Annotated in this window: 16 protein-coding genes; 12 read left to right on the forward strand and 4 right to left on the reverse strand. The window is 64.8% G+C overall.

Annotation, left to right across the window (positions count from 1 at the left end; translation table 11 throughout):
* On the forward strand, nt 1-260 hold a 260-nt coding region (locus tag G3N97_RS25265; RefSeq protein WP_205995773.1), incomplete at its 5' end, for a hypothetical protein.
* 135 nt (nt 261-395) lie between these two features.
* Nucleotides 396-881 (forward strand): hypothetical protein, encoded by a 486-nt coding sequence (locus tag G3N97_RS25270; protein ID WP_205995775.1) that lies wholly within the window; start codon nt 396-398, stop codon nt 879-881.
* Nucleotides 882-904: 23 nt separating this feature from the next.
* On the opposite strand, the gene G3N97_RS25275 is transcribed toward G3N97_RS25270, so the two are convergent.
* Both G3N97_RS25275 and G3N97_RS25280 read right to left on the reverse strand, forming a co-directional pair.
* Nucleotides 905-1645, reverse strand: coding sequence for an SDR family oxidoreductase (locus tag G3N97_RS25275; RefSeq protein WP_205995777.1), 741 nt, complete (start codon nt 1643-1645; stop codon nt 905-907).
* A 57-nt stretch (nt 1646-1702) separates the two neighbouring features.
* Entirely contained in the window at nt 1703-2686 is a 984-nt protein-coding gene (locus G3N97_RS25280) for an aldo/keto reductase (protein ID WP_205995779.1), read from the reverse strand.
* Nucleotides 2687-2813: 127 nt separating this feature from the next.
* Between G3N97_RS25280 and G3N97_RS25285 the strand changes: the two genes are divergently transcribed.
* The 6 genes from G3N97_RS25285 to G3N97_RS25310 all read left to right on the forward strand — a co-directional run bounded on the left by G3N97_RS25285 (nt 2814) and on the right by G3N97_RS25310 (nt 7794).
* Nucleotides 2814-3707: a LysR family transcriptional regulator gene (locus tag G3N97_RS25285; protein WP_205995781.1), complete on the forward strand. Its 894-nt coding sequence runs from the start codon at nt 2814-2816 to the stop codon at nt 3705-3707.
* A gap of 333 nt (nt 3708-4040) precedes the next feature.
* Complete coding sequence (locus tag G3N97_RS25290; RefSeq protein WP_205995783.1) at nt 4041-4460, forward strand: hypothetical protein; 420 nt, start codon at nt 4041-4043, stop codon at nt 4458-4460.
* A gap of 42 nt (nt 4461-4502) precedes the next feature.
* Nucleotides 4503-4916, forward strand: a complete 414-nt coding sequence (locus tag G3N97_RS25295) for a hypothetical protein (RefSeq protein ID WP_205995785.1) — start codon at nt 4503-4505, stop codon at nt 4914-4916.
* Nucleotides 4917-4957: 41 nt separating this feature from the next.
* A complete protein-coding gene (locus G3N97_RS25300) occupies nt 4958-5452 on the forward strand; it encodes a hypothetical protein (protein ID WP_205995787.1) in 495 nt (164 codons plus the stop codon).
* 310 nt (nt 5453-5762) lie between these two features.
* Nucleotides 5763-6503, forward strand: a complete 741-nt coding sequence (locus tag G3N97_RS25305; RefSeq protein WP_205995789.1) for a response regulator — start codon at nt 5763-5765, stop codon at nt 6501-6503.
* Nucleotides 6478-7794: an ATP-binding protein gene (locus G3N97_RS25310; protein ID WP_205995790.1), complete on the forward strand. Its 1317-nt coding sequence runs from the start codon at nt 6478-6480 to the stop codon at nt 7792-7794. The genes G3N97_RS25305 and G3N97_RS25310 overlap by 26 nt, the downstream gene beginning before the upstream one ends.
* On the opposite strand, the gene G3N97_RS25315 is transcribed toward G3N97_RS25310, so the two are convergent.
* On the reverse strand, nt 7773-8489 hold the full coding sequence (locus G3N97_RS25315) for a TetR family transcriptional regulator (protein ID WP_205995792.1): 717 nt from the start codon (nt 8487-8489) through the stop codon (nt 7773-7775). The two genes, G3N97_RS25310 and G3N97_RS25315, sit on opposite strands and share 22 nt — an antisense overlap.
* A gap of 358 nt (nt 8490-8847) precedes the next feature.
* Between G3N97_RS25315 and G3N97_RS25320 the strand changes: the two genes are divergently transcribed.
* Genes G3N97_RS25320 through G3N97_RS25330 form a run of 3 tightly spaced genes read left to right on the forward strand, consistent with a single transcriptional unit; the run spans nt 8848 to nt 14753 of the window.
* The gene (locus G3N97_RS25320) at nt 8848-10053 is read left to right on the forward strand and encodes an efflux RND transporter periplasmic adaptor subunit (RefSeq protein WP_346778116.1); all 1206 of its coding nucleotides are present in this window, start codon (nt 8848-8850) and stop codon (nt 10051-10053) included.
* Between the two features lie 13 nt (nt 10054-10066).
* The gene (locus G3N97_RS25325) at nt 10067-13234 is read left to right on the forward strand and encodes an efflux RND transporter permease subunit (protein WP_205995796.1); all 3168 of its coding nucleotides are present in this window, start codon (nt 10067-10069) and stop codon (nt 13232-13234) included.
* Nucleotides 13227-14753 carry an efflux transporter outer membrane subunit gene (locus tag G3N97_RS25330; RefSeq protein WP_205995798.1) on the forward strand — a complete coding sequence of 509 codons (1527 nt, stop codon included), beginning with the start codon at nt 13227-13229 and terminating at the stop codon, nt 14751-14753. Before G3N97_RS25325 ends, G3N97_RS25330 begins: the two co-directional genes overlap by 8 nt.
* Here G3N97_RS25330 and G3N97_RS25335 read toward each other — a convergent pair.
* The gene (locus tag G3N97_RS25335; RefSeq protein ID WP_205995800.1) at nt 14750-15682 is read right to left on the reverse strand and encodes a helix-turn-helix domain-containing protein; all 933 of its coding nucleotides are present in this window, start codon (nt 15680-15682) and stop codon (nt 14750-14752) included. The two genes, G3N97_RS25330 and G3N97_RS25335, sit on opposite strands and share 4 nt — an antisense overlap.
* 544 nt (nt 15683-16226) lie before the next feature.
* Here G3N97_RS25335 and G3N97_RS25340 point away from each other — a divergent pair.
* Nucleotides 16227-18875 (forward strand): winged helix-turn-helix domain-containing protein (locus tag G3N97_RS25340; protein WP_205995802.1); only part of this gene is annotated, 2649 nt, incomplete at its 3' end.

Consider the following 18875-nt stretch of genomic DNA (forward strand, 5'->3'; position numbering starts at 1 on the left):
CGCTGCCGCTCGCGCTGAACATGTGGCATCGGCAGATTCGCGATATCGAGGACGAGACGGTGTCGGCGATGTTCACGCTCACCACCCAGGTCGGCATCGGCTGCGGCACGGTGCTGGCGGGCTATATCGTCGATGCGCGCGGTCTGGGCGCGAACTACGTCACGGGCGCAGTAGTGGCGGCGCTAGCCGCGCTGGTGATTGTGCTGCTGCCGGTGAAAGGGACGGATAACGCGTCGGTGAAAAGGGCTGAATCAGCGTGAAGTGGGGGATAAAACAGGGCGTCATCCCGCCCGAAGGCTTGCCTTCGATACCAGGGAAAACCCGCACTTCAAGCGCGCCCGCAACGGTCGATATCGCAGCTATCCGACTCATTCGACCACGCCGGGGAGCCACCGATGAAGCTACGTTTGTTGATTGCCGCGACGCTGTGCGCGGCCACGTGTGCGGGCGCGACGTCGGCGTTCGCGGATAGCGCGACGTCACTGTCCGCGATTTCCACCGTCTCCGCATCGGGCGACGACGACAGCGCCGCCGTCTTCGCGCCCGTGAAGCTCACCGCGGTGCAGAACTCGGCAGGCAACGCGGATCTCGCTGCGCAATCGGCCTCCGTGGGCGCGGACGTGCTGCGCGGCGCGACCGGCAACGCGGGCGTGAACCTCGCCGCCGGCGCGTTCAATGTGCAGGCCAATCAGATCGCGCTCGTCAGCACGTCGCGCGCGGAAATCGTCTCGCAGCAGACCGTGCAGGGCGTCGCGCACATGACGGGCAGCGGCACGGCCGAACTCGGCGCGGGCGCGCTCGCCAACGTCAGCGGCAATATCGGCATCAATATCGCGGCGGGCGCGGGCAACGCGCAGTACAACGGCATGGTCGTGCACTGACGCGCGCCGCGCGAGGTCACGCTTCAGACCTCCTGCGCCGTCGGCCGGAACAGGATCTCGTTGACGTCGACGTCGTCGGGCTGCTCGATCGCGAAGGCGACCATGCGCGCGAAGCTGTCGGCGGGAATCGCGAACTTCTCGTAGAAGTCGGCGATCCCGGCCGCCACATCGGCTTCGGTCACGCTCTGCGGCAACTCCGATTGCACCGCGCCCGGCGAGATGATCGTCGTGCGGATGTTGTGCGGTTTCACTTCCTGACGCAGCCCTTCGGAGAGCACGCGCACCGCCGTTTTCGTCGCGCAATACACGGCGTTGTTCTTGCCGACCTTGTGCCCCGCAACCGACGACACGTTGATGATATGACCGCTCTTTTGCCGCGTCATATGCGGCAGCGCGGCGGCGATGCCATACAGCACGCCCTTGATGTTCACGTCGATCATGCGATCCCAGTCCGCGATTTTGCCGCGCTCGAGCGGCGAATGCGGCATCAGACCGGCGTTGTTGATCAGCACGTCGATACGGCCATGCGTCGCGACCGCGTGATCGACGAGCGCCTGAACCTGGCTCGCATCGGCGACATCGGTTTCGACGGCGGCGTTCTCCGGCAGACCGAGTTCGGCCGCCAGCGCCTTGAGACGATCGACGCGCCGCGCGCCGAGCACGAGTTTCGCGCCAGCGGCGGCGAGACGGCGCACGGCGGCTTCGCCGAGCCCGCTGCTCGCGCCCGTAATGACGATGACTTTTCCTGCGATATTGGCTGACATAGTGATCCTTTGAACGGGTGGCGGGCGCGGGCGATCCTCAGCCGCGCACCCGGCCGCTTACTTGCCGACGCGCGCCTGCAAATGCGCCGGATAGCGGTCGCCCTGCACGGCGATGTTCGCGAACGCCGTTTCGATGTCGTGCAGATTTTCAGCGGTCAATTCGATGGCCGCCGCGCCGACGTTTTCTTCCATTCGATGCAATTTGGTCGTGCCCGGAATCGGCGCGATCCACGGCTTTTGCGCGAGCAGCCAGGCGAGCGCGATTTGCGCGGGCGTCGCGTTCAGGTCCGTGGCGATCTGCTTGAGCACATCGACGAGACCTTGATTGGCGCGGCGGTTTTCCTCCGAAAAACGCGGCACGACGTTGCGGAAATCGGTTTTGTCGAAGCTCGTCGTCGCGTCGATCGTGCCAGTCAGAAAGCCCTTGCCGAGCGGGCTGAACGGCACGAAACCAATGCCGAGTTCGTCGAGCAGCGGCAGAATCTCCTGCTCGGGCTCGCGCCACCACAGCGAGTATTCGCTCTGCAGCGCCGCGACCGGCTGCACGGCATGCGCGCGGCGAATCGACTGCGCGCCCGCTTCCGACATGCCGAAATGCTTGACCTTGCCTTGCGCGATCAGCTCCTTCACCGCGCCCGCGACGTCTTCCATCGGCACGTCCGGATCGACGCGATGCTGATACAGCAGATCGATGCGATCGGTACGCAACCGCTTGAGTGCGGCGTCGGTCACGGCGCGGATATTGTCAGGCTTGCTGTTGACGCCTTTCTGCACGTCGCCGCCTTCGAAGCCGAATTTGGTCGCGATCACCACCTCGTCGCGAAACGGCGCGAGCGCCTCGCCGAGCAATGCCTCGTTCGCGCCTTGCGCGTAGGCTTCGGCGGTGTCGAAGAAGGTCACGCCGCGCTCGAACGCGGCGCGGATCAGCTTGATGGCGTCGGCCTTGTCGCTGGCGGGACCGTAGCCGTAGCTCAGGCCCATGCAGCCCAGCCCGATCGCGGACACTTCGAGCCCGCTCTTCCCGAGAACACGTTTTTTCATCATCGACTCCTTAGGCGTTGAGTTGCCGTCTCCACTCCGACGGCGGCACGACGATCAATGTAGCAGCGCGCTGTCTTGCGATTAAGCGCTAGAATCGGGATGAAGTTAGAAGCTGGGCTTATCAATCATGGCGCGTTCCGATCTTGCCGATATCACCGCATTTCTCGCCGTGGCGCGCGAGGGCAGTTTCACGAAAGCCGCGGCGCAACTGGGCGTGTCGCAGTCGGCGCTGAGCCAGACCGTGCGTAATCTGGAGGCGCGTCTGGGCTTGCGGCTGCTCGCGCGCACGACGCGCAACGTCTCGCCGACCGAGGCGGGCGAACGGCTGATCCAGTCGGTCGGGCCGCGGCTGGACGAAGTCGAGGCTGAACTGGCCGCGTTGACGGCGCTGCGCGAGAAACCGGCGGGCATCGTGCGCATCGCGGCGGGCGAGCATGCGGCGGAATTGCTGCTCTGGCCCGCGATCGAAAAGCTGCTGCCTGCGTATCCTGACATCACGGTCGAACTCGTGATCGATAACGGGCTGACCGATATCGTCGAGCAGCGGCTCGATGCGGGCGTGCGGCTCGGCGAGCAGGTCGCGCGCGATATGGTCGCCGTGCGCATCGGGCCGGACATGCGCATGGCCGTGGTCGGCACGCCGGCGTATTTCGCGCGCTATCCGAAGCCGACCACGCCGCAGGATCTGACCGCGCATAACTGCGTGAACATCCGCATGCCGACCGCCGGGAGCCTCTACGCGTGGGAGTTCGAAAAGGGCGGGCGGGCGCTCAAGGTGCGCGTGGAAGGCCGCTTGATCTTCAATACGGCGACGCTGGCGGTGCGTGCCGCGCTCGCGGGCGCGGGACTCGCGTGCGTGCCCGAGGCGCGCGTGCTGGCGCATATCGAGCGCGGCGAACTGGTCCGCGTGCTGAGCGAATGGTGCGCGCCGTTTGCCGGGTTCTATCTGTATTATCCGAGCCGACGGCAGCCGACGCCGGCGTTTACGGTTGTCGCCGATGCGCTGCGGCGTGCGGTGTAGACGACGCGCGGGAACGACCTGGCGACGGTCGCCCGCGACATCAAACGGGCTGCGTCTGTGCCGCCTGCCGCTCCTGCAGAAACTCGATAAACCGCTGCGTTTTCGCGGGCAGCAAGCGCGTTTCCGTTATCGCGTAGATCGGCGTGGGCGTGCCGTGCCATTGCGGCATGACGGGCAACAGCGCGCCAGTCGCTATCCAGTTGTTTTATCGAATGAATTGCACCATGGTCTATTTCCTTTCAATGGCGAATAAAAGTGCTGCGCAATAAATTACTAAAGATTTCATTAAAACGGTCGAAATAACGGACACGATATCCACGATATTCGATTCGAATGAAATCACTCTTTACGCTTCCTTTGTTGTTCGGCGCAGTATCGGCATTCGCGGCCGCGCCGGCTCCGCGCTGCGAATCGCAAACGCTCGGACAACACACCGCAACGGTCTGCATTACCGAAGTGCCGTTCCAGCACGACTACTACTCGCTGGTGGTCGACAAGGCGCTGATCCTCACGGCCCCGGACGACTACATCGAAAACGTCTCGCTCAAGCACACGATTCCCGAAGACGCCGCCATTGAGTTCCCGCTCTCGAAGCAGGGCACGCCGACGGTGACGATCGAAGGCGGATGCGTGCCGGTCAGCGAGAAGCAGCCTTCGGGTTCGGGCACGGTGGGTGTCGAAGTCGCGCGCGTGTGCTCTTTCAAATGGGGCAATGAGCAGATCGTCAAGGATCTGCGTTTCAGCTTCGAATGAAGCACGTCTCTACACGCGCGTAACGAAAGGGAAATGGCATTAATGAAGATCGGGAAACTGGCGATAGTCGTGATGGCGGCAGTGTCCGCGCCGTGTTTTGCTTACGACTGCATGAGCAGTCAGGCGTATAGCGACGGCGTGGCGGCATTCAAGGAAACGAATCGTGCGAACGGCGCGCAGCTTGGCGTGGCGGTGAAGTATCTGCAGCAGAAAGAGGGCATGGGCTTCGACGCCGCGCTCAAGGAAGTGATGCAGCACGGCGCGTCGCCCGAGGCCAGAGCGCTGGACGATCGGCTCGCGGCACTTGGCGCGCAGATCAAGGCGGCGAAACCGCAAAACGACGACGAATGCATGGCGCTGCTTCAGGTGCAGCAGCAATTCGGCGAAACGGGCCGCCAGAAAATCGCGCTGATCGTGAAGGACGTGACGGGGCAAGACGCGTCGTCGAATCCTTGACGCTTTTATTCGTCTGTTTGCATTAAAAAAGAAACGACACCGTGAAGTCAAAATTGTTCATCGCCTGCATGGGCGTACTCCTTGCAGGCTGTACCAGCCTCGGCAAACCGTATCCTTTCCCGAAAGACTCGGAGCCGTCGGCCGATGTCCGCATCAAGGGCAATGGGATTTATCTGATCTCGTTTAACGACAAGGATTGCTATGCGGGCAAAACGCTTGTCGATGGCACGCCGAATTCAACGCCGGTGAAAGTCGTACCCGACCAGCCGCTGGTGATTTCCTATGAAGGCGACGGCTGCATGATGCAGGCGAAATTCACGCCGCGCAAAGACACGCATTATCTGATGGTCGCGCAGGAAGGGCTCGCGCCCAGCGATCCGAATCGTTCGTGGCTCAGCGCATTCGCGCATGCGGGCGACTATCAGTGCATCATGGCCGCGATCGAAGTCGATAACGACGGCCATCCGCTCACGCCGGTGAAATTGCGAAAGGTCAGCCCGCACCAGAAAGGGCTGACCTGTATTAAATTGCGCTGATCACGAAACAGCGAAATGCACACGGCCTTTGCCTGACCGTTCGTCAGGCAAAGGCCGTTGCGAACCGGCCGTTGCGGATCACATGGTCCGCCCCGCATTCATCCCCCGCAACACCCCTCGCCGCCACATCCCCGCCAACACAGGCACAATACCCCCATGCGCCGCGAGCCGAACCGCTTCGATACGGCTTCGACACCGCACCGCGCCATCTCGCCATTCGAACCGCACCACCCTGATTTGCACAGACCCGCCGTGACCCAGCGCCATCTTCCCGCCGCCCACCGTTGCACTTCGCCTGGAGGCGTCCACGATGTCCGATCCTGAGTTCCAGGTCCTGCTCGTCGACGACGACGAATCGCTGCGCGACCTCCTGCGCGAATTCTTCCAGCAGCGCAACATCGCGTTCTCGGTGCTGCACGACGCCACGCAGATCGAACGTCGCCTCGAACGCGAGCGTCCCTCGGTCATCGTGCTCGACGTGATGATGCCGGGCGTCGACGGCCTCACGGCGCTCAAGCAGCTGCGCGCGAGCGGCGACCGCATTCCGGTCATCATGCTCACCGCGCGCGCCGACGGCGCCGACCGCGTGGTCGGCCTCGAACTCGGCGCCGACGACTATCTCGGCAAGCCCTTCATGCCGCAGGAACTGCTCGCGCGCATCCGCGCCGTGCTGCGCCGCCAGGGCGAGCCCGATCGCGGCGCGCCCGAACGTCGCGCGCCGTGCCGTTTCGGCCCGTTCGAACTGAACTTCGCCACGCGCACGCTGCTGCGCGACGGCGAGCCGGTCAAGCTCACGGGCAGTGAGTACGCGATGCTCGAAATCTTCGCGCAGCATCCGATGGAAACGCTCTCCCGCGCGAAGCTTCTTGACCTGCTGCACGGGCCGGGCGCAGCTGTGACCGAGCGCGGCATCGACGTGCCGGTGTGGCGTCTGCGCCGCCTGATCGAAGTCGATCCGTCCAACCCGCGCCGCCTGCAAACCATGCGCGGCGTGGGCTATATGTTCGTTCCCGACGATGATGCCGATGAAGCTTCCCTTCCGTCCGCTTGACACGCTGTTCGGCCGCCTTTCGCTGATGATCGTCGGCCTCGTGGTGCTGGTGCATGTGATGGCGCTGCTGCTGATCGACAAGGAGCGCGCGAAGATCGACGCGCAGCGCTCGCTCAACAATCTCGTGATAGCGGCGCAGGTGCGCGAGCGCGATCCGGTGCTCGCCGAACACGTTGCGGACACGCTCGGCATTCATTACGTCGGCGTGGCGCGCGCGATTGAAGCAGGCTGTCCCGCGCCGTGCACGGATACGAATGGTCCGCTCGAGGAGAGTCTGCGTCCGCGTCTGGGCGAGGGTAGTCACGTCGTGGTCGAGCCCGACACCAGCAGCGTGTGGGTGCGTCAGCGCGACGCGAAATACTGGATCGTGATGCCGGGCTTCATGCCGCCGCTCAGTCGCTTCATGGGTTTTTCGGCGCTCACGCTCGTGTTCGCGATCGTCACTGCGGTGATTTTCGCGTGGCAGGTGCAGCGTCCCGTGCGCGAACTGGCGCGTGCGGCGCGCGAGTATCGCATCGGGCGCGGCGTGCATCGCGTGGCGCAGGCGGGGCCGCACGAAGTGCGCGAACTGGTGAGCGATTTCAACGACATGGTGAGCGAACTCGCCGAAAGCGAGCGCGAGCGCTCCGTGATGCTCGCGGGCATCGCGCACGATCTGCGCACGCCGATCACGCGCATGCAGTTGCGCGCCGATATGCTCGCCACGCCGAAAGATCGCGCGGCGTTTCTGCGCGAGACTGAATCGATGTCGCGCATCGTCACGCAGTTTCTCGACTTCGCGCGCGAGAATGTGAGCGATTCGGCGTTCGTGAGCGTCGACGCGCATTGCCGCCGCGATTACGGCGCGCACGCGGGCGATTCAGCCGATTCAAGCTTGATGGAAGCGGCGGAAGCAGCGGACGACGGCGCGCTCGTCAAGCTCGCACTCCACGCCGGCGACGGCTTCATGCTGCCTGCCGTCGATCTCGACCGCATGCTCTCGAACCTGATCGAAAACGCGCTCACGTATGGCGAGCCGCCGGTCGAAGTGTCGACGAGGCTCGCCGATGGCCGTTACGTGCTGCGCGTGCGCGATCACGGCGCGGGCGTGCCCGAAGCGGATCTGCATCGCGTGCAGCGTCCGTTCGTGCGGCTCGACGCGGCGCGCGGCGGCGATGCGCATTGCGGCCTCGGTCTCGCGATCGTGCGCCGCCTCGTGCGTCATCACGATGGCGCGATGGATGTCGCCAACGATCCGCGCGGCGGCTTCGTCGTGACGATGAGCTTTCCTTATCCGCGCAAGGCGGGTTGATCGGCGCTGCCGATGGACGTCGGCGCGCCACTGACGCGCGCCGGTGTCTCGCGCATCGGCGCCGGTTGATGCACGTGATCGGACACGCTCAACTGCACGCAGCACAACACCGTTTCCACCACGCGCGCGACGAGCAGATCGTCGGCGGCGGGTTGGCCGCTCGATAGCTGGCGGCAGAAGAAACCCGTGAGCGCCGAATAGATGAAGCGCGCGGACCCAAGCGCGTCGAGCGGCCCGTCGATTTCGCCGAGATGCGCGGCGTCGTCGAGCACGGTGGCGATGGTCGTTTCGGCGTGCGTGGCCGCGCTTTGCATGCGCGCGGCGAGCGGCGCGTTGCGGCGCACCGATTCGGCATCCGCGAGCGCGATGCCATAGAGACGGCGCGCCGAGCGATTGCCGAGCATGCGCTTCAGGCGCGCGCGCAACTCCTGCGCGAGCCAGGCCATCGGCCGCGCCGTCGCCGGCCGCGCGGGCAGATCGAATGGCGCGAGCGACAGATCGGGGCGCTCGAACAGCGCTTCGAATATCGCGGCCTTGCTGCGGAAATGCACGTAGATCGCGCCGCGCGTCACGCCTGCCTTGCCGGCGATTTCCTCGAGCGTGGCGGCCGCAAATCCCTTCCTGTAGAAGATCTGCTCCGCGCAATCGAGCAGCGTCTGGCGCTGCGCGAGCGATTGCTCCTTCGTCCTTCTCATATCAATCGGCCCTTCAAATTCCGTGCGTCCCGCACCGTCATGGCATCCGGCCCTCACACCCGATGGCGCGACGAAACGGCGCGAGCGCGGGCAGGACATCCGCGCAGGACATCAATTCGCGCCGATCTTATCAACGCCCGCGCCGCGTTTGCTTAGTGAATCTTACGGAGTGTGTTTCACGTAACCCGGCGCGCTTGCAGTTTGCGTAAATTCCGCGTGAAGCAATGGTTAAGGGATTGGTAAGCCAGCCGGGCATGGGCCCGGCGCGCCTCTAGCGAATATGACAAGACACTCAGGAAACTACGCCATCACACCGGGAACGCCATCACTCCGTACGCTCGCCGCGCAGTGCGCGGTGATCTGCGCCGCCATCGGCCTCGCAGGCTGCTCCGATAAACCGCAACAAGCGGCCTCCGCCACGCCGGAAGTCAACGTGATGCGCGTGCAGACGACTGCCGTGCCCGTGACGGTCGATCTGCCGGGCCGCGTGAGCGCGCATCTCGTCGCCGAAGTGCAGGCGCGCGCCACCGGCATCCTGCTCAAGCGCACCTTCGTGGAAGGCAGCGAGGTGAAGGCCGGCCAGCTGCTCTATCAGATCGATCCGGCGCCCTATGTGGCGACGCTCGACAACGCCAAGGCCACGCTCGCGAAGGCGCGCGCGACGCTGATCGCCGCAAAGGCGCAATCCGATCGCTACAAGGTGCTGGTCGCGGCCAACGCGGTCAGCAAGCAGGATTACGACAACGCTGTGGCCGCCACGGACGAAGCGCAAGCCGACGTCGAAGCCGACGCCGCGAGCGTGGAAACCGCGAAGATCAACCTGAGCTACACGACCGTCTATTCGCCGATCACGGGCCGTATCGGCAAGTCGTCGGTGACGCCGGGCGCTTATGTGCAGTCGAGCGGCGCGACCGAACTCGCGACCGTGCAGCAGATGGACCCGGTGTACGTGGACCTGACGCAATCGAGCGTCGACGGTCTGAAGCTGCGCCGCGCCGCCGCCGACGGCAAGATCACGCTGACCGGCCCGCACGCCGCGAAGGTGCAACTGGTGCTCGAAGACGGCCAGCCGTACAAGGGCACGGGCCACCTCGAATTCTCCGACGTGACCGTCGATCAGACGACCGGCTCGGTCACCGTGCGCGCGACTTTCGACAATCCGCACGACGTGCTGCTGCCGGGCATGTACGTGCGCGCGCGCATCGACGAAGGCTACAACGAGCAGGCCGTGCTGCTGCCCGAAGCCGCGGTTCAGCACGACCAGAAGGGCAACCCGACGGCGCTCGTCGTCAACGCGAAGGACCAGATCGAACTGCGCCAGCTGACCACGGGCGGCGTAACGGATAACAACTGGATCATCGAGAAGGGGCTCAACGTCGGCGATCGCGTGGTGGTGTCGGGCGGCATGAAGGTGCAGCCGGGCCAGACCGTACACGCCGTCGATCAGGGCGCGACGCCGGTTTCGGCGACTGCTGCCGCCGACGCTGCTTCGGATTCGGCAGCGGCAGCAGCAGCAGCGGCTTCGGCTTCCTCGCCCGCAGCGGCGTCCGCTGGCGCAGTGTGAGGTGACGCGTTAAATGGCTCGATTTTTCATAGACAGGCCCATCTTCGCCTGGGTGATCGCGATCATCCTGATGATGGCGGGGGTCGCCTCCATCTTCTCCTTGCCGGTGGCGCAGTATCCGACCATCGCGCCGCCTTCCATCCAGATTAGCGCGAGCTACGCGGGCGCGTCGGCCAAGACGGTCGAAGATACCGTGACGCAGGTGATCGAGCAGCAGATGAGCGGTCTCGACCATCTGCTGTACATGTCGTCGACGTCCGACGATTCGGGCGCGGCCACCATCACGCTGACGTTCGCGGCGGGCACCAATCCCGACATCGCGCAGGTGCAGGTGCAGAACAAGCTGCAACTCGCCACGCCGGTGCTGCCGACCGTCGTGCAGGAAGCGGGCATCAAGGTCACGAAGTCCAGCAACAGCTTCCTGATGGTGATGGCGTTCGTCTCGCAAGACGGCAGCATGGACCGCTACGACCTCTCGAACTACGTGGCGTCGCACATCGAGGATCCGCTGAGCCGCGTCGACGGCGTCGGCACGGTCACGCTGTTCGGCACGCAGTTCTCGATGCGCGTGTGGCTCAACGCCGACAAGCTCAACAAGTTCGCGCTGACGCCGGTGGACGTGGAAACGGCCATCACGAACCAGAACGTGCAGGTGGCGGCCGGTTCGATCGGCGGCACGCCTTCCGTGAAGGGCCAGGCGATGCAGGCGACCATCACGGAAGCGTCGTTCCTCCGTACGCCTGAGGAGTTCGGCAACGTGCTGCTCAAGGTGAACCAGGACGGTTCGCAGGTGCGTCTGAAAGACGTGGCGCGCATCGAGCTGGGCGGCGAGAACTACAACTTCGACACCAAGTACAACGGCGCGCCTGCAGCGGGCTTCGGCATTCAGCTCGCGACCGGTGCGAACGCGCTGCAAACCGAGCAGCTCGTGCGCGCGAAGCTCGCGGAACTGTCGAAGAACTTCCCGCACGGTCTCATCGTGAAGTATCCGTACGACACCACGCCGTTCGTGCGTCTGTCGATCGAGGAAGTGGTCAAGACGCTGCTCGAAGGCATCGTGCTGGTGTTCCTCGTGATGTATCTGTTCCTGCAGAATCTGCGCGCCACGCTGATCCCGACGATCGCCGTGCCGGTGGTGCTGCTGGGCACGTTCGCGGTGATGTCGGCGGCGGGCTTCTCGATCAACACGCTCTCGATGTTCGGGCTCGTGCTCGCCATCGGTCTGCTGGTGGACGATGCGATCGTGGTGGTCGAAAACGTCGAGCGCGTGATGGCGGAAGAAGGTTTGCCGCCGAAGGAAGCCACGCGCAAGGCGATGGGCCAGATCACCGGCGCACTCGTCGGCGTGGCGCTCGTGCTCTCGGCCGTGTTCGTGCCGGTGGCGTTCTCGGGCGGCTCGGTCGGCGCGATCTATCGTCAGTTCTCGCTGACGATCGTGGCCGCGATGGTGCTCTCGGTGCTCTGCGCGCTGATTCTCACGCCCGCATTGTGCGCGACCATCCTCAAGCCGATTCCGCAGGGCCATCACGAAGCGAAGACGGGTTTCTTCGGCTGGTTCAACCGCAACTTCGACAAGAGCCGCGACAAGTATCACAGCGGCGTGCAGCATGTGATCCGCCGTTCGTCGCGCTGGTTCGTGATCTATCTGGGCGTGATCGTCGCGGTGGGCTTCCTGTTCGTGCGCTTGCCGAAGTCGTTCCTGCCCGATGAAGATCAGGGCACGATGTACGTGCAGGTGCAGACACCGGCGGGCTCGACCCAGGAAATCACGGCGCGCTCGCTCAAGGCGGTCACCGACTATCTGCTGACCGACGAGAAGAACATCGTCGAGTCGGTGTTCACGGTGAACGGCTTCAACTTCGCGGGCCGTGGCCAGAACTCCGGCATGGTGTTCGTGCAGATGAAGGACTTCGACAAGCGCCGCGCGTCGAACGAGAAGGTGCAGGCGCTGGTGGGCCGCGTGTTCGCGCACTTCGCGGGCGACAAGGACGCGATGATCATCCCGATCAATCCGCCGTCGATTCCTGAACTCGGCACCGCGTCGGGCTTCGACTTCGAACTGACCGACAACGCTTCGCTCGGTCACGAGAAGCTGATGGCCGCGCGCAATCAGCTGCTCGGCATGGCGGCGAAGGATCCGTCGCTGGCGCTCGTGCGTCCGAACGGCCTGAACGACACGCCGCAGTACAAGGTCGATATCGATCGCGAGAAGGCTCAGGCGATGGGTGTCGCCGCCGCCGACATCGACGATACGTTCTCGATCGCGTGGGGCTCGAAGTACATCAACAACTTCCTCGACACCGACGGCCGGATCAAGCGCGTCTACGTGCAGGCCGACGGCCCGTTCCGCATGAACCCGGACGATCTGGGCAAGTGGTACGTGCGCGGCACGAGCGGCACGATGGTTCCGTTCACCTCGTTCGCCACGGGCAAGTGGACCTTCGGTTCGCCGAAGCTCGAACGCTACAACGGCATTTCGTCGCTCGAAATCCAGGGCCAGGCGGCGGCAGGCAAGTCGACCGGTCAGGCGATGAGCGCGATGGAGCAACTGGCGGCGAAACTGCCGGCGGGCATCGGCTATTCGTGGACGGGCCTCTCGTTCCAGGAATTGCAATCGGGCTCGCAGGCGCCGCTGCTCTACGCGATTTCGATCATCGTGGTGTTCCTGTGTCTCGCGGCGCTGTATGAAAGCTGGTCGATTCCGTTCGCGGTGATTCTGGTGGTGCCGCTGGGCGTGATCGGCGCACTGCTCGCGGTGACGCTGCGCGGCCTCGAAAACGACGTGTTCTTCCAGGTGGGGCTGTTGACCACCGTGGGTCTGTCCGCGAAGAACGCCATTCTGATCGTCGAGTTCGCGCGCGAACTGCAGGAGCAGCAGGGCATGACCGCAGTGGCGGCGGCGATCGAAGCCGCGCGCCTGCGTCTGCGCCCGATCCTGATGACGTCGATGGCCTTCGTGCTCGGCGTGCTGCCGCTGTCGATCAGCAACGGCGCGGGCTCGGCGAGCCAGCACGCGATCGGCACCGGCGTGATCGGCGGCATGTTCACGGCCACGTTCCTCGCCATTTTCATGATTCCGATGTTCTATGTGGTCATTCGATCGAAATTCAGCCGCTCCGAAGACAACGCGCAGAGCGGCGCCGAGTCGGCACACGACGCGCAGGAGAGCCACGATGAATAAGCTCTCGCTGACCGCGCTCGGCGTGGCGGCGGCGTTCCTGAGCGCCGCCTGCACGCTGGAGCCGCACTACACGCAACCTGCCGCGCCGGTCTCGGCGGCGTATCCCACGGGCCCGGCCTACGACAGCCAGCCGGGCGCCGACGCGCGCAGCGCGCAGGGCCATTCGGCCGCCGACATCGGCTGGCGCGACTTTTTCAAGGACCCGCGCCTGCAGAAGCTCATCGAGCTGGCGCTGCAGAACAACCGCGATCTGCGTGTGTCCGTGCTGAAGGTTGCGCAGGCGCGCGCGCAGTACCGCATCGAGCGCGCCAACCTGATGCCGACGGTCTCCGTGACCGGCACCGGCACGCGCACCCGCACGCCGGCCGACCTCTCGTACGTGGGCCGCGCGACGGTCGCGAGCGACTACGACGCGGCTGCGGGCGCGTCGTGGGAGCTCGACTTCTTCGGCAAGGTGCGCAGTCTCTCGAACGAGGCGCTGCACACCTATCTGTCGACGGCGCAGGCGCGCAAGGCGGCGGAGATCACGCTGGTCTCCGAAGTCGCCGATCAGTATCTGACGATGCTCGCCTACGACGACACGATGAAGGTCACGAAGCAGACGCTCGACGCCGCGCAGAAATCGTACGAGCTGACGAAGACGGAATTCGACACCGGCACCGGTTCGGAACTCGATCTGCGTGAAGCGGCGGGCGTGGTGCAGCAGGCGCATGCGAACTACGAGAGCGAAGTGCGTCTGCGCGCGCAGGCGGAAAACGCGCTCGTGCTGCTGGTGGGCGCGCCGTTGCCCGCCGATCTGCCCGAGGGTCTGCCGCTCGATTCGCAGGCGCTGCTCGCCGATATTCCGGCGGGCCTGCCCAGCGATCTGCTCACGCGTCGCCCGGACATTCTCGAAGCCGAGGAAACGCTCAAGGCCGCCAACGCCAACATCGGCGCGGCGCGTGCGGCATTTTTCCCGAGCATCAGTTTGACGGGGCAGTTCGGCTACGCGAGCGCGAGCCTCGGCTCGCTGTTCAAGCCGGGTCAGCTTGCGTGGGATTTCGGGCCGACCATCACGATGCCGATTTTCGAAGGCGGCGCGAACAAGGCCAGCCTCGACGTGGCGAAGCTCGAGAAAGACGAGGACGTGGCGGCGTACGAGAAGGCGATTCAGACGGCGTTCCGCGAAGTGGCGGACGGGCTCGCGGCGCGCGGCACGTACGATACGCAGATCAGCGATCTGCGTGCGTACACCGAAAGCGAGCAGCGCCGTTACACGCTGTCCGATCTGCGTTATCGCAATGGCGTGGACAGCTACCTCTCGGTGCTGAGCGCGCAGACCGATCTGTATTCCGCGCAGCAATCGTTGATCAGCGCGAATCTGAGCCGACTCACGAATCTCGTGGATCTGTATCAGTATCTGGGCGGCGGCTGGATTGCGCAGACCGGCGACGCGCCGCGCAATGCCGACTCGGATCGCACGGCGATGGAAACGTCGAACGCCGCGACCTCAGCGTCCGCCGCGACTGCGGTACGTTAACCCGCTGAAGCATCCGGGGCACGCAGGGCGTGCCGCCGCCAGGCGCCTGGCGACACGCCCACCAGCTTGAGGAACACGCGGCTCAAGTGACTCTGATCGGCGAAACCGCATTGCGCGGCGATCTCCGAGAGCGTCATGGCCGTGCGTTCGACGAGCTGGCGCGCCTGTTCGGTGCGCTGCTCGAGCAGCCACTGATGCGGCGTGCGTCCCGTCGATTTCGAAAACGCGCGGATGAAGTAGCCGCGCGACAGATTGCACTCGCGCGCGATGTCGGCAATCGACACGCCGTCGCGCGTGCGCTCCAGCAGCAGTTCCTTCGCTCGTGCTTCGTTCAGCGCCGAGAGCGCGCCCTTGGCGCGTTCGTTCGTGGCGTTGAAGCTGCCATACTGGCGCGCGACGTGCGAACCGATCGCCAGACCGACCTGCTCGATGAACACGGTGTTGATGTCGCCCGCGAGATCCAGATTCGCGGCGAGCGCGCGGGCCAGATGGCCGAGCACCGGATCCTTCTGCCGCGGGTCGCAGGTCAGGCCGCTGATGGCGGGCAAATCCTGCTCGTCGGCGAGCCGGTCGAGAAAAGGGCGTGACAATTCGACAAGCACGAAATCGAAATTGCCATACATATCCGCCTGATAATCTTCAGAAAAATCGCGGATATAGATCGAATCGGTATCGAAATGCCGGTCTAAAGCGCGTGCCCCCCGGAATATTTTCCGGCGATGGGCATTGCCTAATGAAATGCCAGTCAAAAATCCGCGTTCGCTGGCCGGCATGGCAATGCGTTCGAGCTCCGGCTCCGCCATGCACTTGCGGTAGAACGCGATATCCCCGTTGTCGACATGGACATCGATTCGCAATTTGCTGGCAACACAGCCCAGATTGTCTTTGGGCGCGGCCTTGACCGGCGCTGGCAATGCTCGCGAAATCATGGACGGTGACCTCGTGCCGGATTCTCCGGATGAATGGAACGGCGCGGATCAAACACCGCTGTAACCGGTTCGACAGAATCGAGGTGACATTTATACCATCGGTCAGAAATAGCGGCAACGCGTGCCATGCCTTGCGCTTATCGACCGGCATGCGGCTTGAATGTCACTTCTAAATTCGCTGAATGCCCGTCTGGAAGCCGATTGGACCCGAATTGGCCCAGCTTGAGAAATGATTTCGGCATTCGCCGGAGTAAACGATTGCTGAAATTCACCCGGCGCAATGGCGCCGGAATGCAGTGGCCAAGCGCTTTTGCGCGGTCCGGGCGGGGCCTTTCGCCATGCATGCCGCGAATTATTGTTCAAGACGACTTTATTGCGAATCATTACACTTCGCCCCAGAAAATAGAGGGGGCAGTCGAAGTTCAATGAGAGGAGGCGCGATATTGGGTTCGAAACCGTGCGGCAATGGCGTTTCGAATGATGGCGTTCAACCAGGTGCGTGTCGGGTCACGATCCAGCACGCAAATATGTCCTGGAGATGACGATGATTCAAATTGGCACATTGCGGGTCAGTTTCGAGCAGCGCGAAATCCGTCGCGACGGAATCGTCATGCGGATTGGTGCGCGCGCCTTCGACGTGCTCGAAGTGCTCTATCGCGCGAACAATACGATGCTCTCGAAGGACGCGATCATGGACGCCGTGTGGCCCGGCGCGATCGTCGAGGAAAACCGCCTGCAGGTGCACGTGGCCGCGCTGCGCAAACTGCTCGGCGCGGAGCGCGACCTCATCAAGACCGTGGCGGGGCGCGGCTATGTGCTGGTCGTGCCGAACCCCTCGAACCCATCGAATGCGTCGAACGTGTCGCGCACGCAGAACACGCGGAACACGCAAAACACGGCCGCCGCCTATGCAGGCGCCGCTTCGCCGTCGCTGCCTTCGCTTTCCTCGCAGCGCATCGCGCCGCTGATCGGCCGCGAAACCGAAATCGCGCGCATCGTCGAGCAGTTCGAACATGTGCCGGTGACCACGATCGTGGGTGCGGGCGGCATCGGCAAGACCTGTCTCGCGCGTCATGCGGCGCGCGAAATGCAGCGTCGCCAGGGCCGCGCCGTGTGCTTCGTCGAACTGAACAAGGCCAGCTCGCGCGAGACCGTGCTCGCCGCGCTTGCTGAAGCGCTCGATCTGCAGGGCGAGCCGGGCGTGTCGTGCGAAGACGCGATTTGCCAGGCTGTTGCAACGTCGAATTGTCTGCTCGTGCTCGATAACGCCGAGCATGTGATCGACGTCGTGGCCGGTTTCGTCGATACGCTGGTCGCGCGCCATCATGGTGCGCGCCTGCTGGTGACGAGCCGCGAGCCGCTGCACATCTGGGCCGAATCCGTGCTGCGGCTCGAACCGCTCGCGGTGCCCGCGAACGGCGCGTCGACCGAGGCGATCCTCGCGCATTCCGCCGTCGCGCTGTTTCTATGCCGCGCCCGCGCGCTCGCACCCGACTGCGCGCGCGACCAGGCGAGCATCGCGCTCGTCGCCGAAATCTGTCGCCGCCTCGAAGGCCTGCCGCTCGCCATCGAACTGGCCGCCGCGCGCGTGGCGACGCTCGGCGTGGAAGGCGTGGCCTCGCGTCTCGACGACCGGCTCAATCTGCTCACGGGCGGATTGCGTTCGACCTTGCCGCGCCATCAGACCTTGCGCGCGACCTTCGAGTGGAGCTACATGCTGCTCGACGCCGCGTCGCGCATTCTGTTTCGCCGCTCGGGCTGTTTCGCGGGTGCGTTCACCTTCGAGGCCGTCTGCGCGGTGACGGCGGAGCCCGGCATGTCGATCGCGGTGATCGTGTCGAGTCTCTCCGAACTCGCGACCAAATCGCTGCTGAACGTGGAGTTTCGCGGCGCGATCGCGGTCTACCGGCTGACCGAAAGCACGCGCGCCTATGCGCTCGAAAAGCTGCGCGACGAAGGCGAGTCGCAGATCATCGCCACGCGCCACGTGCGCTATATGCGCAAGCGCATCGAGGAGAGCGGGCCGTTCGTCGCGCAGACGGAACACGAGGGCGCCGACGTGAGCACGCGTCTCTCGCTCGACGATGCGCGCAGCGCCTACGACTGGGCCTTCTCCGACGACGGCGACAAGGTGCTCGGCGTCGCGCTCGCCGGCGCGCTCGTCGGCACCTTGCTCAGCGCCTCGCGCGTGCAGGAATGCTGCCAGCGCGCACAACGCGCGCTCGCGGTGCTCGACACGCTGCCTGCGGGTTCCGTCGATGTCGTCTGCGAAATGAAGCTGTGCGCCGCCTACGCGACCTCGCTGCTGCACGTGGGCGACGACATGGGCCGCGCCGCCGCGCTGTGGGAACGCGTGCTGCGTCTCGCACGCGCCGCCGACGACGCCGAATTCGCCGCCGACGCGCTCTGGGGCCTCTGGAACACCATGCAATCGAGCGGCGACATTCACACGTCGCTGCGCTACGCCACGCGCTTTCAGCACGCGAGCGCCGCGTGCGATTCGCCGTGGCGGCGCTGGCTCGCGGAACAGACGCTCGCCATTTCGCTGCACTGTTTCGGCGAGCACGACCAGGCGCGCGAGCGGCTCGAACGCACGGTCGAAGCCTTTACGACGCTCGGCGCTACCGCGCCCTCGCGCGGCTGGCTCACGGTGTATCCGCTGATCTACGCGCGCGGCACGCTCGCGCGCATCGCGCTGCTGCAATGCCAGCCCGCGAAGGCGATGCAGCTCGTGGAAAGCACGCTCGATCTGATTCATGGCGATACGCTGGAGCCGTCGCTGAGTCACGTGCTGGCCTGTGTGGCCGTGCCGATCGCGCTCGATTGCGGCGAGCGGCAACTGGCCGCCAATTATCTGGCGCTGCTGCGTTCGCAGTCGGCCAGCCATCGGCTGGAGATCTGGCTCGACTACACCGAGTGTCTGGCCGCGAAGCGCGACATGCTCGCGGGTCACGCGGACGTCGCGCTCGAACGGCTGGAAAACGCGTTGCCGCGGCTTGCATCGCGTGGTTTCCGGCGCGTGGTTACGCCGTTCGTCGTGCTGCACGCGCAGACGCTTGCGCACGCGGGTCGTTTCGAGGAAGCGCGCACGCGGCTCGACGAAGCGCTTGCGAATGCGCGTGCGAATGGCGAGCGTTACTTCGCGCCCGAGCTGCAGCGCGCGCGCGGCTGGCTCGAATTGCGGCGCGCGGCG

The organism is Paraburkholderia sp. Ac-20347, assembly GCF_017104805.1.
Taxonomy (GTDB): domain Bacteria; phylum Pseudomonadota; class Gammaproteobacteria; order Burkholderiales; family Burkholderiaceae; genus Paraburkholderia; species Paraburkholderia tropica.

Excerpts from the sequence above, each read along its gene's own strand:
- G3N97_RS25330 (WP_205995798.1), top strand. The coding sequence starts at position 13,227 with ATGAATAAGCTCTCGCTGACCGCGCTCGGCGTGGCGGCGGCGTTCCTG.
- G3N97_RS25315 (WP_205995792.1), bottom strand. The coding sequence starts at position 8,489 with ATGAGAAGGACGAAGGAGCAATCGCTCGCGCAGCGCCAGACGCTGCTC.
- G3N97_RS25270 (WP_205995775.1), top strand. The coding sequence starts at position 396 with ATGAAGCTACGTTTGTTGATTGCCGCGACGCTGTGCGCGGCCACGTGT.
- G3N97_RS25280 (WP_205995779.1), bottom strand. The coding sequence starts at position 2,686 with ATGAAAAAACGTGTTCTCGGGAAGAGCGGGCTCGAAGTGTCCGCGATC.
- G3N97_RS25290 (WP_205995783.1), top strand. The coding sequence starts at position 4,041 with ATGAAATCACTCTTTACGCTTCCTTTGTTGTTCGGCGCAGTATCGGCA.
- G3N97_RS25295 (WP_205995785.1), top strand. The coding sequence starts at position 4,503 with ATGAAGATCGGGAAACTGGCGATAGTCGTGATGGCGGCAGTGTCCGCG.
- G3N97_RS25305 (WP_205995789.1), top strand. The coding sequence starts at position 5,763 with ATGTCCGATCCTGAGTTCCAGGTCCTGCTCGTCGACGACGACGAATCG.
- G3N97_RS25285 (WP_205995781.1), top strand. The coding sequence starts at position 2,814 with ATGGCGCGTTCCGATCTTGCCGATATCACCGCATTTCTCGCCGTGGCG.
- G3N97_RS25335 (WP_205995800.1), bottom strand. The coding sequence starts at position 15,682 with ATGATTTCGCGAGCATTGCCAGCGCCGGTCAAGGCCGCGCCCAAAGAC.
- G3N97_RS25310 (WP_205995790.1), top strand. The coding sequence starts at position 6,478 with ATGAAGCTTCCCTTCCGTCCGCTTGACACGCTGTTCGGCCGCCTTTCG.
- G3N97_RS25275 (WP_205995777.1), bottom strand. The coding sequence starts at position 1,645 with ATGTCAGCCAATATCGCAGGAAAAGTCATCGTCATTACGGGCGCGAGC.
- G3N97_RS25325 (WP_205995796.1), top strand. The coding sequence starts at position 10,067 with ATGGCTCGATTTTTCATAGACAGGCCCATCTTCGCCTGGGTGATCGCG.